This window comes from Micromonospora humi (assembly GCF_900090105.1).
GTDB classification, from domain to species: domain Bacteria; phylum Actinomycetota; class Actinomycetes; order Mycobacteriales; family Micromonosporaceae; genus Micromonospora; species Micromonospora humi.
Map to the genome: position 1 here is coordinate 438,335 of NZ_FMDM01000003.1, position 14,176 is coordinate 452,510.

Genomic DNA, 14,176 nt, shown 5'->3' on the forward strand with positions numbered 1-14,176 from the left:
GTGAGACGAGTGCGCGACGGCGGGGACCTGGATGGCTTCCACATCGGAGTTCTGCCGGCCGAGGTCGGCGAGCAGGTGTCGGACTTCGCCACCGAGTGGGAGGACGTCCGCTTCGCCACCCGCGTCTGGGAGCGTGAGGTCGAGGCCGGCTACCGGGTCGACCTGCGCGTGCACGTGCTGCGCGCCGAGCGGCTCACCGACCTGGGCGCGGTGCGCGCGTTCCTCGCCGACTACCACGAGCGCGACGCCGCCACCTGGGAGCTGGCCGACTTCGCCCACCCCGACGGCCCGGGCCTGATCGGCGATGCCGAGGCGTTCTGGCTCGTCGAGCCCGGCGTCGCGGTCGACGTGCTGGTCGACCCCGACGCGGCGGACCCCGCGACACTTCACGCGATCGCTGAGAACGTCACTCGGGCCCGCGACGCGGCCTGACAGCCGACGAGGCTGGCCGGCGACTCCCACCGGGAACCGCCGGCCTACACGGTCAACGGTGGGCGTTGCTCGGCCGGCCCCAGGGGCCGGTGATCGCGAAGACGTAGCCCGGGGTCTGGATGTTGGCGAAGAGGATCGTCCCGTCCGCGCTGAACGTCGGCCCGGTGAACTCGCTGTCGTTCAACTCGTTGCGGGCCAGCGCGTACGCCTTGCCCTGCGCGGTGACGCCGACCAGGTGCGACACGCCCTCACCGTCCTCGGCCAGGATCACCCCGCCGTACGGGGAGACGGTGATGTTGTCCGGCCCGTCGTAGTTGCCGTTGTCCGCCTCCGGGTCGGTGTTCACCCCGAAGATGGTCTTCAGCGTGACGGTCTGCCGGCGCGGGTCGTAGAACCAGACCTGCCCGTCGTGCTCGTGCACGCTGCCGTCGCTGAGCCGGGCGTAGCTGGCCACGAAGTAGGCGCCGCCGTCGCCCCACCAGGCGCCCTCCAGCTTGCGGCTGCGGGTCACCTCGCCGTCGGCGAACTGCTTGCGCACCGACACGGTCCGGGCGTCGCGGTCCGGCACCTCCACCCACTCCACCGTGTAGCGGGTGCCGGGCGTGGTGGCCTCGGACAGGTCGGCCACGTGCCCGTCGCCGCGCAGGCAGCGCATCGCCTCCAGGGTGCCGGCGGTGCCGCCGTCCGGCCGCTGGGCGAGCGCGCGCAGCGCGCCCTTGCCGGCCCGGAAGCCGGGCGGCGGCGTCCACCGGAAGTAGAGCCCGTTCGGGCCGCTCGCGTCCTCGGTCAGGTAGATCGAGTGGGTGTACGGGTCGACCGCCACCGCCTCGTGGGAGTAGCGGCCGAGGAACGTCAGCGCCACCGGGTCGGCGTTGGCGGACCGGTCGTGCGGGTCGACCTCGAAGACGTACCCGTGGTCCTTCTGGAACTGCCCGCCGGCGCGCTGTTCGGTCTCCTCGCAGGTCAGCCACGTTCCCCACGGGGTGATGCCGCCGGCGCAGTTGTTGTGCGTGCCGGCCACGCTGACGTACTCGCGCAGCCGCCGGCCGTGCCTGTCCACCTCGATGGTGGTGGTGCCGCCGCGCGCGCCCGGGTCGTAGGTGAGGCCGGGCAGCGCGGGCACCGGGTGGGGCTCGTCGCCGCCGATCTCGTGGTTGTTCACCAGCACCGAGCCGCGCGGGCCGCGGAAGCAGCCGGTGCCGTCGGCGTCGCTGGGGGTGGGATGGCCGGACTCCAGCAGCGTCGCGCCCGCCTGGGCGACGACGGTGTAGGAGAAGCCCGGCGGCAGCGCCAGCAGGCCGGCGGGATCCGGCACCAGGTCGCCGTAGCCGACCGCGGGGCGGCACGCGGCCCGGGCCGCCGCCGGGCCGGCGATGGCGTCGAGGTTGCCGGCCACCACGATGCCGAGGCCGCCGGCCGCGCCACCGAGCAGCGCCCGCCGGGAGAGGGGAGAGGAGGTCACGTCGTCGCCTTCCTGTGCACACGAGGTTGCACTGGCAGGCAAGTCGGGCCGCGGGAACGGCGGGCGGCGGGACCGGCCGCCGCCGGGTGAACAGTGGACGAACCTCGGGTGCCGAGCGTGCCGTGCTCCGCTCGCGCGCGTCCGTTAGGGTTCCCTCGATCGCAGACGGCGTCGGAGGGCGGACGGTGAACAGGCTCGCGGCGGCGTACCGGCAGGCGGTCGACCGGCACCGGCAGGCGCTGCGCCACTGGGAGGCGGCCCGGCGGCTGCTCGGCGCCGCCGGTCCGGCCCCCGTCGGCAGCCCCGAGCTGGTCGCCCGGCTGGCCCGCCTGGGCGGGACGCTGGCCGCCGCGGTGCCCGGCACCGCCCGCGTCGCCACCCACCCCGTTCCGGTACGCGTCGGCGAGGCGACCACCGTCGACGGCGCGTTCCCGGTGCTGGTGCCGGTGGGGGCCGGCGCCCACCTGGCGATCGACGTGGACGCCCGCGACCCGCGCGTCGGCGAGCTGCTGCGCGCGGTGGTGGTGCGGCTGCTCACCGCCGCCCCGGCCGGCGCGGTCCGGGTGGTCGGCATCGACCAGGCCGCGTTCGGCGCGGCGTTCCTGCCGCTGCGCCCGCTGCACGACGCCGGGGTGCTCGCCGCGGCGGCGACCACCGAGGCGGAGACGACCGCGTTGCTGGACGCCGCGGAGCGCCACGCGCGTACCGCCCAGCGGGCCGACCCGGAGGACCGTGAGCTGCTGGTGGTGGTCGTCGCGTCGGCGCCGCCGGCCCGGGAGCTGGCCCGGCTGGCCGCGCTCACCCACGCCGGCCCGGCCGCCGCGGTCTGCGTGCTGCTGGCCGGCTACTCCCCGGCCGCCCCGGGTGGGATGCCCGGGCGGGCCGGCGGCCAGTGGCCGGCCGGGTCGCCGGCGGCGTCCGGGGCGCCGCCGCTGGGGGCGGCCACCCAGCTCCGGGTCACCGAGCGCTACACCCTGGTCGGCGACCCGCCCGGGCGGCCGTTCAGCACCGACGGCAGCGGGCTGGCCGCGCCGGTGGTGCTCGACGGCGACCCGTCGCACGCCGCGGTGACGGCGCTGGCCCGCCGGCTCGCCGAGGCCGCCGACGACAGCTCGGCGGTCACGTTCGCCGACCTGCTGCCGGCGTCGCGCTGGACGGAGTCGGCCGCCACCGGCCTGCGGACCGTGCTCGGCCGGGCCGGCCGCAAGCCGGTGACCGTCGCGTTCGACGATGCCACGCCGCACTGGCTGGTCGGTGGGCGCACCGGTGCCGGCAAGACGGTGCTGCTGCTCGACGTGCTCTACGGGCTGGCCGCCCGCTACTCCCCGGCCGAGCTGCGGCTGATGCTGCTCGACTTCAAGGAGGGCGTCAGCTTCACCGAGTTCGTGCCCACCCCACGCGATCCGTCCTGGCTGCCGCACGCCCGCGCGGTCGGCATCGAGTCCGACCGCGAGTACGGCGTGGCCGTGCTCCGGGAGCTGCGCGCCGAGCTGACCGGCCGCGCCGACCTGCTCAAGCGGCACGGCGTCAGCCGGCTCGCCGACCTGCCGCCGAACGCCCGCCCACCCCGGATCGTCACCGTCGTCGACGAGTTCCACGTGCTGTTCGCCGGCAACGACGCGCTGGCCCGGCAGGCCGTCGACCTGATCGAGGAGCTGGCCCGCAAGGGCCGCTCGTACGGCCTGCACCTGGTGCTGGCCAGCCAGAGCACCACCGGCGTCGAGGCCCTCTACGGCCGGGCCGAGGCGATCTTCGGTCAGTTCCCGCTGCGCATCGCGTTGCCCGGCGGGGACGCCGTGCTGGACCCGCTGAACCCCGCCGCGCGCGGGCTCACCGTCGGCACGGCCGTGCTGAACACCGCCGCCGGCGCGCCCGGCGCCGACGTCGAGGTGGGCTTCCCGGACGCGCACGCCGCCGCGGCCGACCTCGCGGCGCTGCGCCACGAGCTGCACGCGGCCCGGCCGGCGGGATCCGTGCCGCCGTCGGTCTTCCGCGGCCACGAGACGCCCCGGCTCGCCGACGACCCCGCCTTCGCCGCGCTGGCGCCCGGCGCCGACCCGCCGTACGCCCTCATCGGCCGCGTCGTGGACGTCGCCGGCAGCCCGGCCGGGTTCGCCCTCGACGCCAGTCCCGGCCGGCACCTGGCCGTGGTCGGCACCGCCGCCGCCGGCGCGGAGCTGCTGCGCTGCGCCACGCTGTCCCTGGCCCGCCAGCACACCCCGGGCACCGCCCGGTTCCTGTTCGCGCCGCTGGCCCCGGGCACCACCGACCTCGCCGACGACCTGGCCATGACGCTGGCCGCCGCCGGCCACCCGGTCCGCCGCCTCGACGCCGGCGCGCTGTGCGCGCTCCTCGCCGAGTTGGCCGGCGACGCCACCGGGCCGGACCGCACCTACCTCGTGGTGTTCGGGGTGGACGCGGCCGCCGGCACGCTGGCCGCCACCGACCCGGGCACGTTCCGTTCCGGCCACGACGACCTGCGCGCGGTGCTGCGCCAGGGCCCGGCGCGCGGGGTGCACGTGCTCGGCTGGTGGCGCGGGCTGCGCCGGCTCGCCGACGACCTCGGTGGCAGCGGGCACCGCGACGACGTGACCGGCCTGGTCGCGTTGAACGTGCCGGCCGCCGACCTCGGCCTGCACCTGGGCGTGCACGACCTCGCCTGGACGCCGCGCGAGGGTCGGGCCCTGCTGGTCGACCGGCACGATCACCGCACCGCCCTGGTCGTGCCGTTCGGCGACGAGCGGAACAGCCCGTGAGCGCGAGGAGTGAGCCGGTTCTGCGAGCCCCGCGGTCGCGAACGAACGGGGGCACAGCATGAGCGGCTTCGACGAGTACGCGGCGCTGATCCGGGAGCTGTCCACCCGGCAGCGTGGCGGGGAACGGGCGATCGCGGCCGAGGCGGAGCGCCGTCGCGGCCTCCAGTCCGGGGCGGACGCGATGGGCGGGCGGCTGGCCGCCCAGGGCGCGCATCTCGACCGGCTCGGGGCGGCGGTCGGCGTGCCGATGGCGGCGGTCCCGGACGCGCCGCCGGCCGGCCCCGGACCGGGGGACGGGGGGTCCGGCGGCGGAGCCGCCGCGCCGGGGCGGCCGGACGTCGGGGCGTACCCCGGAGATCCGGCGGCGGAGCTGGCGACGGCCGGGCGGCTGGCCGACGAAGCCGACCGGCACGGGCGGGAGGCCGAGGCGCTGGCCCGGCGTCCGGTGCTGCTGCCGGCCTGGTCGGCGCCGGCCCGGGCGGTCGCGGTCTACGCCGGGTGCGCGCTGGTCGGCTCGCTGCTGATGCTGATCGCGCTGGTCGGGTCGCCGCTGCCGGTGTCCGGGATGGACCTGGTGGCGGCGCTGTCCTGCGCGGGGGTGCCGCTGATGTCGTTCGTGGCCGGCCAGTTCGTGCTCGCCCGCTGGGGCCGCCCGGTGCTGGCCGACGGCGAGACCCCCGCCGGCCGCTACGTCCCGCTGGGCTTCGTGATCTGCGCCCTGGTCTCCCCGTCCCTGTTCTGCGTCTACCTCCTCCTCTTCCGCCTCCTCCGCTGACCCCTCCGCTCGCCGATCGTGCGGTTGCGCCCCTCCCTCGCGTCTTTGTGGCTTGTGGGCGGGCAGCACGTGCAAGATCGCGGGAGGGGATGGGTAGGGTGACGGGTACGTGGACCCGGGGAGGGGCTGTGAGTGCTGCGGAGGTGATCGCCCGGCTGGCGGCGGCGGCCCAGAAGCTGGACGAGGCGAAGGCGCGCACGGCCGCCGCGGCGCAGGACGCGGCCGAGGCGCGGGCGTTGGTCGCGGGCGCGTTGGAGGGCGCGACGGCGGGGCCGCTGATCGGCGTCATCGACGCCTACCGGCAGGCGCTCGCCCAGGCCGCGCAGGGTGGCGAGCCGGCCCGCCAGCACGTGCAGGAGACCATCGCGAAGGTCCAGGCGCTGGGCAACTGACCGGTCGTCACGGGTCGGTGAGGACGAGCCAGTCGCCGTCGCGCCGGGTCACGGTGACGTCCGCGGGCCAGACGTGGGTGGCGGACGCCGACGCGCGGGCCTGGTCGACCAGCGGCCGGCGGGCCAGCTCCGCCCCGTCGAAGTGGGCCCCGGCGTGGAAGACGGCCCGGCCGAAGTTGGTGCCACCCTCGAAGCGGGCGCCCTCGAACCAGGCCTCCGCGCCGAACTCGGTCCAGCGGAACAGCGCCAGGTCGGCGAAGCGGGCCCGGCGGAAGCCCGCGTAGCCGGCGAAGTGAGTGTGCTCCATGGACAGTCCACTGAGGAAGACTGTCTTGCGAAAGGTGGCGGCGCCGGCGAATGTGGCCCGATCGAAGCTGCTCGGCTGCCGCAGCACGGCGGCGAACAGGGAGAACGAGCCGAAGCTTGCGTCCCGGCAGGACAGCGGGCCGCCGAGGTCGGCCCGGTCGAAGCTGGCCCGGCCGGTGACCCGCGCACCGTCCAGCACGAGTTCGGCGTCGCCGGTGAGGTCGTCGAACACCACGTCGGCGAACTCGGCGGCCAGCCGCAGCCGGCCGTGCACCACCGCGCCGGCGAAGCTGGTGGTGCCGGTGCAGACCGCGCCGGTGAGGTCGAGGTCCGCCAGGGTGCAGCCGGCGGCGTCGAAGTCGTCCAGCCGGGCGCCGGTCAGGTCCAGCGCGATGCCGGGCCACCAGGTGTCCCCGTCCGCCCGCAGGTGCCGGGTCAGGGTCCGCTGCGCGGTGCGGCGCACCTCGGTCTCGCGCGGGTCGTCGGGCGCCGGCATCCGGAGGTACGCGCAGAGCACCGCCACCGTGGTCGCCCGCTGCCCCGGGTTGTCCTGACCGAGCCGCTCCAGGGCGTGCAGGCCGCCGAGGCGTACCGCCGGGTTGTCGCTGCCGACCAGCTCGATGGCCCGGACGTAGAGCTCGGTGAGCCGGCGCTCGACGGCGTCGTGCTCGGCGGCGGTGGCCTGGCGCTCCTGGTGCCGGGCGGCGGTCTCGGCGACCGTCTCGGCATGCTCCTGCACCCGGTCGCGGTGCGCCTGGTCGCGGGCCGCGACGGCCTCCTGGTGCCGCTGGCCGCGCTCGGTGATCCACTGTCGACGCGCGGCGAAGAGCAGCGCCAACCCGCCGCCGGTGCCGGCGACCACGCTCAGGCCGGTGCGGATGGCGTCGACGCGCAGCGTGGCGCGGGTGTCGGGTTGGACGGCGCGGTCGGCCTCGGCGAGCAGCCAGTCGAGCACCAGCCAACCGAGGCCGACGGCCAGCAGCAGCCCGAGCAGGGCCAGCCACCAGGGCATCACCCGGAGCGGTTTCTCCGTCGGCGGTGCGGCGGACCCGGCTGGCGGTGCGGCCGGTTCGGCCGGTGGCGGGGCGGACACGGCGCCCAGCATGCCATCCGGGCCGGCGACGTGGGGTTCCGCCGTCCGTCCCTTTTGGGGATTCACGCGCCCTGCGGAACAACTGGTTACCGGCGCGTAACTTCTCATTGACGTGTGTGAAATCGGCCACGCATCATCGTTCCCACGATCGATCGGATCCCACCCGTCCCTCCCGGTCACCCCGGGTGCCTCCTCCCATCGGAGGTGCAGCCCATGCTGCTCCGAACGATCCTGGCCGCCACCACCGCCGCCACCGCCCTGCTCGGGCCGGCCACCGCCGCCCACGCCGCCGCGCCCCCCACCCGGCCGGACACGGTCACCACCACCACCACCACCATCGGCGCCCCCGCCGGCACCGTCACCGCCGCCGAGCGGGCCGCCGCCGCGGCCGCCGACCCGGTGATCGTGGTCGGCGGGCTGATCGGGATCTCCATCGCCTACGAACCGATCGCCGCCCGGCTGCGCGCCGACGGCTACCGGGTCTCCATCTACCAGCTGCCCAACCTGGGCTTCGGTGACATCCGCGAGTCCGCCCGGGCGCTGTCGTCCTACGTGGACCAGGTCCGCGCCGCCACCGGCGCGAGCCGGGTCGACCTGGTCACCCACTCCGAAGGCGGCCTGGTCAGCCGCTGGTACGTCAAGTTCCTCGGCGGAGCCGACAAGGTCGACCAGTACGTCAGCCTCGGCAGCCCGCAGTACGGCACCTACGTCGCCAACATCGTCAACTTCGTCGGGCTGGGCAGTTGCGCCGGCATCGTCGCCTGCCAGCAGATGACCATCGGGTCGAGCTTCCTGGCCGAGCTGAACGCCGGCGACGACACCCCCGGGCCGGTCCGCTGGACCACGCTGCGCACCTGGCAGGACGAGCTGGTCCGACCGGTCGACAACGCCGTGCTCGCCGACGGCGCGACGAACGTGCTGGTGCAGGCGTGGTGCCCGCTGCGGGTCGTCGGCCACCTCGGACTGGTCCTCGACGGCACCACCTACACGGCGGTGCGGCAGACCCTCGCGGGCGCCGCGATCCGGCCGAACTGCCTCGCGGTCTGAGCCGGTCCGGGCCCGCCCCCGGGCGGGCCCGGACCGACCGCGCTCACCCCTGCGCGCGGCCCCGGATCAGGTCGGCGGCCCGCCAGGCCAGCGCCGACACCGGCGCGCTGGTCCAGCCCGCCACCATCGCCGGCAGCACCGACGCGTCGACCACCCGCAGCCCGTCGACGCCGCGGACCCGCAGCTCGGGATCGACCACGTGGTCGTCGTCCGCGCCCATCGCACAGGTGCCCACCGCGTGGTAGCCGCAGTAGCCGCGCGTCACCGCCGCCTCGACGATCTCGTCGTCGGTCCGCGTCGCCGGGCCGGGCACCGTCTCCGCGTGGATCCGCTTCGCGATCGGCCCGGTGGCGAAGAACTCCCGCATCCGGCGGAACAGGCCCACCGCCGCCCGCCGGTCGTGCGCGGTGGCGAGATAGTTCGCCACGATCGCCGGCGGGACCCGCGGGTCGGCGTCGGTGACGGCGAGGCTGCCCTCGCTGTCCGGCCGGGTCACCGTGCCCAGGCACATCAGGCCGGGCTCCCGTTCCAGCTCCAGCGCCCGGCCCGGGCGCGGCGGGGCGGCCGAGAACGGCGCCATCAGCAGGTGGCCGTCCGGACGGTCCAGGCCCGGGCGGGACTTCACGTGCGCGGCCACGTCGAGCACCGGCAGGGCCAACGGGCCGCCGCGGGTGAGCAGCCAGCGCAGCGTGGCGCGGGCCTGCCCGAGCGGGCTCGCCAGCCGGGCGTTGTGGCCGCCCGGCCCGGCGAGCCGGTACTGCAACGCGATCGACCGGTGCTCCCGCAGCCCGGCGCCCACCCGGGGCCGGTCGAGCAGCACCTCCACCCCGGCGGCGCGCAGCGTGTCCGCCGGCCCGATGCCGGAGACCTGCAACAACTGCGGGGTGGCCAGGGCGCCGGCGGCGAGGATCACCTCGCCGGCCGCCCGGTGCTCGACCTCGTGGCCCCGGTGCGCCACCCGCACGCCGACCGCCCGGCCGTCCTCCACCAGCACCCGCAGCGCGACCGCGCCCACCACGACGGTCAGGTTGGGTCGCCGCCGGGCCGGGTGCAGGAACGCGTCGGCGGCGCTGACCCGGCGGCCCCGGTGGATGGTGGCGGTCGGATAGCCGATCCGCTCGTCGTCGTCGGCGTCCAGGTCGTCCACCGGCCGCCACCCCAGCTCCGCCCCGGTGGCCACCATCTCCTCGGCCAGCGGGTCGGTGCCGGTGGCGATCGAGAGCCGCACCGGACCGCCGACGCCCCGGTGCGGCGCGGGCCCCAGCGGATGGTCCTCCAGCCGCTGGAACGCCGGCCGCACCGCCGACCAGCCCCAGCCCAGCGGCGCCAGCGCGTCCCAGTCCCGGGCCGCGCCGCGGCTCCAGATCATGCCGTTGACCGAGGTGGAGCCGCCGACCATCCGGCCGCGTTGCCAGACCTCCCGCCGGTCCGGCCCGATCGTCGCCGGGTAGTGCCAGGCGGTGCGCGGATCGTCCATCAGCCGGGAGAACGCCTTCGGCACCCGGACGAACGGGCTGCGGTCCCAGCCGCCGGCCTCCAGCAGCAGCACCCGGGTGCCGGGGTCCTCGCTCAGCCGGTCGGCCAGCACGCAGCCCGCCGCGCCGGCGCCCACGACGACGTAGTCGAATTCCACCACTGAGGACCCCCACTCACGAGAATCCTTCTCACCGTAGTTTGTCGATCACGCCGCGCATAGGGGGCCGGTCAGGCGGCCTTCGCCAACGCCTCGTACTCGTCGTCGGTCAGCTCCACCTCGGCCGCCGCCACGTTCTCCTCCAGGTGCCCCACCGACGACGTGCCCGGGATCGGGAGCATCACCGGCGACCGGCGCAGCAGCCACGCCAGGGCGAGCTGCGCGGGGCTCGCGCCGTGCCCGGTCGAGATCGCGTCCAGCGGGCCGCCCGGCCGGGCCAGGTTGCCGGTGGCGATCGGGAACCAGGGGATGAACGCCAGGTCGTTGCGTTCGCAGTGCTCCAGCACGTCCTCGGCGCTGCGGTCGGCCAGGTTGTAGAGGTTCTGCACGGACACGATCGGGGTGATCTTCCGGGCCGCCTCGATCTGCTCCACGCTCACCTCGGAGAGCCCGATGTGCCGGATCTTGCCCTCCTGCTTCAGCAGCGCCAGCTCGCCGAGCTGGTCCGCCAGCGGCACCTTCTCGTCGATCCGGTGCAACTGGTAGAGCCCGATCGCGTCCAGGCCCAGGTGACGCAGGCTCAGCTCGCACTGCTGGCGCAGGTATTCCGGGCGCCCCACCGGCCGCCAGTCACCCGGACCGGAGCGGGTCAGCCCGGCCTTCGTCGCGATCACCAGGTCGTCCGGGTACGGGTGCAGCGCTTCCTTGATCAGCATCTCGCTGACGAACGGCCCGTACGAGTCGGCGGTGTCGATGAACGTGACCCCCAGCTCGTACGCGCGGCGCAGCACCCGCACCGCCTCGGCCGGATCCTTCGGGTCGCCCCAGACACCGGGCCCGGTGAGCTGCATCGCCCCGTAGCCCAGGCGGTCGACCCGCAGGTCACCGCCGATCCGGTAGCTGCCCGACGCCTTGGCCGGCTGGTCGCTGGTGGCCATCACGGTCCTCCTGAGGTGGTGGGTGGTCTCCCGACCGGAGGACATTCCCCGAAACGCCGGGCCGAAGCCTGCTCAACCGAGGTGCCGCAACACCACCAGCGCCTGGTCGTCCTCGGAACCGGCCAGGTCGTGCAGCAGCGCGTCCGCGATCGCCTCCACCGGCTCGTCGCGCACCCCCAGCAGCGACCGGTGCAGCGCCGCGACGCCCTCGTCGTACGGCCGGCCGCGCCGCTCCACCAGCCCGTCGGTGTACGCCACCAGCACGTCGCCCGGGGAGAACGGGATGGTGGTGACCGTCATCGGCCGGTCCACCATGCCCAGCGGCAGGGCGTGCGCGGTCCGCACGGTGCGCGGTGGCTGCCCGGCCGGCAGCACCACCGGATGCGGGTGCCCGGCCCGGGCCACCCGCGCCGTACGGGCCACCGGATCCACCACCACGACCAGGCAGGTGCCCAGGAAACCGACGCCGAGCAGCTCGGTGAGCCGGAGGAACACCTCCTCCAGCGGCACGCCCAACCGGATCAACGTGTTCAGCATGGTGCGCAGCTGGGCCATGTCGGCGGCGGCCTCGACCTGGTGCCCGACCACGTCGCCGACCACCACGGCCAGCCGGTCGCCGTCCTGCCGGACCAGGTCGTACCAGTCGCCGCCCAGGTGCAGGCCGCTCATCGCCGGCCGGTAGCGGGTGGCGACCTCCATCCCCCGCGGCGCGGTCAGCGACGAGCTGCGCAGCCGGCCGGCCAGCCGGGTCACCAGATTGTGCTCGGCGGCGGCCAGCCGGACCCGCTCCAGCGTCTGCTCGCACAGGTCGGCGACCGTGTCCAGCAGCGCCAGGTCGGTGTCGCGCAGCGGGCGCTCCCGCCGCCAGCCGAACCCCAGCGCGGCGATCGGGCGGTGCCCGGCGCCGAACAGCGGCAGCGCCACGGTGGTCACCAGGCCGTGGGCGCCGACCGGGTCGGGCAGGCCGGGGAACCGGGCGGCGAAGTCGGCGCGGTCGCGCAGCACCAGGCGCTCCCCGTCACGCAGCGCGCGCACGATCGGCCGCGGGTCGTCGACGGCCAGGTCGTGGAACGTGGCGGCCAGGGTGCCCGGCACGTCGTCGCGGTACCAGAGCCGGACCCGACGCCCCTCGGCGCGCATGGCCAGGCCGGGCAGCTCGGCGCCGAGCGCGGTGGTGGCGGCGTCCAGGATCACCTCGATCGCCTCCGCGGTGGAGCGGGTCACGCTCAGCCGGGCCGCGAACCCGGCCATCGCCTGCGCCGACCCGACCAGCTCGGCCCGCTGCAACGCCTGGCTGCACAGCCCGGCCACCGCGTCGAGCAGGTTCCGCAGCGCCTCGTCGTCGTCGACCGGGCCGGCCCAGCGGACCTCCAGGGCGCCGAGCGTGCCGCCGTCGCCGTAGCGCAGCGGCAGGCAGAGACCGGTGGCCCGGCCGTCGGCGCCGGCCAGCGGCAGCACCACGTTGTCGCGTACCGCCCGGGCCAGCGGGACGTCGGCGTCGACCGGCAACGGCCCGGCCGGCGCGACGTCGCCGGCCACGTCCAGCACCGTGCGGCCGGGCGACGCGACCGCCACCCGCAGCGCGGCCGCGTCCACCACGGCCGGGACGACAGTGGTCAGCACCTCGACGATGGCGCCCCGGCCCCGGGCCGAGCTGAGCGCCCCGGCCAACCGGGCCAGCGCCTCCGCCCGGCGCAGCGCCCGCTCCGACAGCGCCCGGAACAACCGCAGCTCGGCGCGGTCGGCGGCCCGGCGGTGCTCCGCACGGGCGACCGCCAGGCCGGCGCCGATCTGCCCGGCCAGCAGCTCGACGAACGCCCGGTGGTCGGCGTCGACCGGACGGTGCGGGTCCAGCGCGGCGACCAGGACCCCGGCCGGCGTGGCGGCGCCCGGGTCGGGCACCGGCAGCACCGCCACCACCGGGGCGGCCGGCCGGTCGTCGGGCGGGGGCACCAGCCGCGGCGCGCCGTCCGCCAGCACCTCGGCCAGCGGCCACCCGTCGGGTGGGCCGGGCAGGGCCTCGACCCCGTCCGCGGCGACCAGCCGTGGCCCGGCCGGCGTGGCGAGGTGGAGTTGGACGAACGGCACCGGGGCGGCGCCGGCCAGCGTCTTCACCGCCCGCCGGGCCACCTCCTCGGGGTCACCGGGCTCGGCCAGTGCCGCGCCCAGCGCGGCGAGCAGCCGCAACCGGCGCGCGCCGACCACCCGCGCGGTGGTCTCCGCGCCGACCGTGAGCACGGCCGCCGGCCGGCCCGACTCGTCGGTCACCGGGCTGTGCGTGAAGGTGAACCAGCGGTCCTCGCCGGCCTCCCCGGGCGCGCGCACCGGCACGTCCCGGCTGTCCGTGGCGCCCCGGCCCGCGCGCACCCCGGCCAACAGCGGGGCCAGCGCGGCCCAGTCGCCCGGCCACACCTCGGCGCCCGGGCGGCCCGGCGCGGCATCCCGGCCCGGGCCGAGCAGCCGACGGTACGCGTCGTTGGGCAGCGCAACCGACCCGTCACCCCACCACAGCACGCTCGGGGCGGGGGAGTGCAGGCAGAGCGCCAGCGCGGTGCGCAGGCTCTGCGGCCAGCCGTCGATCGGGCCGAGCGGCGTGCGTGACCAGTCACGTGCCGTGACCGCCACGCCCGCGCCTCCGCCGCTGGTGGCGACGGTGTCCGGCCACCGGACGCCGTCGGGCGGGAGGGTGCTCACCCGGGACCTCCGCTGGGGCGTGGGGCTCGGCAGTATCGGAAACCTACCAGCGGCCGGTGACGCCGGACGATCGTCGATCCGGTTCGGACCAGGCGGCGGACGAACGGCCCGCAGCGGCGGCAAACCGGGCGGCCGGGCCGGCCACTTCCCGCGAGCGCCCACGGCGGCCGGGACCGCCGTGCGAGTCTGGGCGGGACGCCGTCGCAGGAGGTGCGCATGGGCGCGACGCCCCGGCTCGACTTCGCGCTGGACACGTACGAGTGCATCGTGCTCTACCCCGGTCCGTCCGGCCGGGCCCTGCCCGAGGAGACCGTGCAGCGGCTGCAGTCCGAGCACCTGCGGCACATGCAGGCATTGCAGCGGCGCGGCATCGTGCTGGTCGACGGCTCGGTGGACGGCCCGGCCCGCGAACCCGACCCGCCGATCGGGTTCGGGCTGGCCCGCACCGGCTCGGTGGACGACGTGCGCAGCGTCATGGAGGCCGACCCGGCGGTGCAGGCCGGGCTCTACCGGGTGGAGGTGCTCACCTTTCTCTGCCCGGCCGGGTCGCTGGAGTTCCCGCTGGTCAAGACGGAGAGCTGAGGCACTGTCGCGCACTGTCGCGCGGGCGACGGCGGCCGGCCGATGGCGGTGCTACGGTCCGGCGCA

11 protein-coding genes are annotated in these 14,176 nt (G+C 76.3%); 6 read left to right on the plus strand and 5 right to left on the minus strand.

Annotated elements, in window-relative coordinates; genetic code table 11:
* A complete protein-coding gene (locus tag GA0070213_RS07970; RefSeq protein WP_139128642.1) occupies positions 1 to 432 on the plus strand; it encodes a hypothetical protein in 432 nt (143 codons plus the stop codon).
* A 52-nt stretch (positions 433 to 484) separates the two neighbouring features.
* Here GA0070213_RS07970 and GA0070213_RS07975 read toward each other — a convergent pair whose 3' ends face one another.
* A complete protein-coding gene (locus GA0070213_RS07975) occupies positions 485 to 1,894 on the minus strand; it encodes an alkaline phosphatase PhoX (protein ID WP_091059806.1) in 1,410 nt (469 codons plus the stop codon).
* Positions 1,895 to 2,079: 185 nt separating this feature from the next.
* Here GA0070213_RS07975 and GA0070213_RS07980 point away from each other — a divergent pair, with 185 nt between their 5' ends.
* From GA0070213_RS07980 to GA0070213_RS07990, 3 genes are all read left to right on the plus strand, one after another.
* Positions 2,080 to 4,650 (plus strand): FtsK/SpoIIIE domain-containing protein, encoded by a 2,571-nt coding sequence (locus GA0070213_RS07980; protein ID WP_091059809.1) that lies wholly within the window; start codon positions 2,080 to 2,082, stop codon positions 4,648 to 4,650.
* A 58-nt stretch (positions 4,651 to 4,708) separates the two neighbouring features.
* Positions 4,709 to 5,425, plus strand: a complete 717-nt coding sequence (locus GA0070213_RS07985) for a hypothetical protein (RefSeq protein WP_091059811.1) — start codon at positions 4,709 to 4,711, stop codon at positions 5,423 to 5,425.
* 128 nt (positions 5,426 to 5,553) lie between these two features.
* Positions 5,554 to 5,817: a DUF6244 family protein gene (locus GA0070213_RS07990; RefSeq protein ID WP_089157165.1), complete on the plus strand. Its 264-nt coding sequence runs from the start codon at positions 5,554 to 5,556 to the stop codon at positions 5,815 to 5,817.
* A gap of 7 nt (positions 5,818 to 5,824) precedes the next feature.
* Here GA0070213_RS07990 and GA0070213_RS07995 read toward each other — a convergent pair whose 3' ends face one another.
* Positions 5,825 to 7,135: a pentapeptide repeat-containing protein gene (locus tag GA0070213_RS07995; RefSeq protein ID WP_139128643.1), complete on the minus strand. Its 1,311-nt coding sequence runs from the start codon at positions 7,133 to 7,135 to the stop codon at positions 5,825 to 5,827.
* A 294-nt stretch (positions 7,136 to 7,429) separates the two neighbouring features.
* Here GA0070213_RS07995 and GA0070213_RS08000 point away from each other — a divergent pair, with 294 nt between their 5' ends.
* The gene (locus GA0070213_RS08000) at positions 7,430 to 8,263 is read left to right on the plus strand and encodes a lipase family alpha/beta hydrolase (RefSeq protein ID WP_091059817.1); all 834 of its coding nucleotides are present in this window, start codon (positions 7,430 to 7,432) and stop codon (positions 8,261 to 8,263) included.
* Between the two features lie 43 nt (positions 8,264 to 8,306).
* On the opposite strand, the gene GA0070213_RS32505 is transcribed toward GA0070213_RS08000, so the two are convergent.
* From GA0070213_RS32505 to GA0070213_RS08015, 3 genes are all read right to left on the minus strand, one after another.
* Positions 8,307 to 9,899 carry a GMC family oxidoreductase gene (locus GA0070213_RS32505; RefSeq protein WP_091059820.1) on the minus strand — a complete coding sequence of 531 codons (1,593 nt, stop codon included), beginning with the start codon at positions 9,897 to 9,899 and terminating at the stop codon, positions 8,307 to 8,309.
* Positions 9,900 to 9,967: 68 nt separating this feature from the next.
* Positions 9,968 to 10,834 carry an aldo/keto reductase gene (locus tag GA0070213_RS08010; RefSeq protein ID WP_091059824.1) on the minus strand — a complete coding sequence of 289 codons (867 nt, stop codon included), beginning with the start codon at positions 10,832 to 10,834 and terminating at the stop codon, positions 9,968 to 9,970.
* Between the two features lie 72 nt (positions 10,835 to 10,906).
* Positions 10,907 to 13,528: a SpoIIE family protein phosphatase gene (locus tag GA0070213_RS08015; RefSeq protein ID WP_175441252.1), complete on the minus strand. Its 2,622-nt coding sequence runs from the start codon at positions 13,526 to 13,528 to the stop codon at positions 10,907 to 10,909.
* 216 nt (positions 13,529 to 13,744) lie between these two features.
* Here GA0070213_RS08015 and GA0070213_RS08020 point away from each other — a divergent pair, with 216 nt between their 5' ends.
* Positions 13,745 to 14,110: a YciI family protein gene (locus GA0070213_RS08020; protein WP_091060178.1), complete on the plus strand. Its 366-nt coding sequence runs from the start codon at positions 13,745 to 13,747 to the stop codon at positions 14,108 to 14,110.
* Positions 14,111 to 14,176 lie beyond the last annotated feature (66 nt).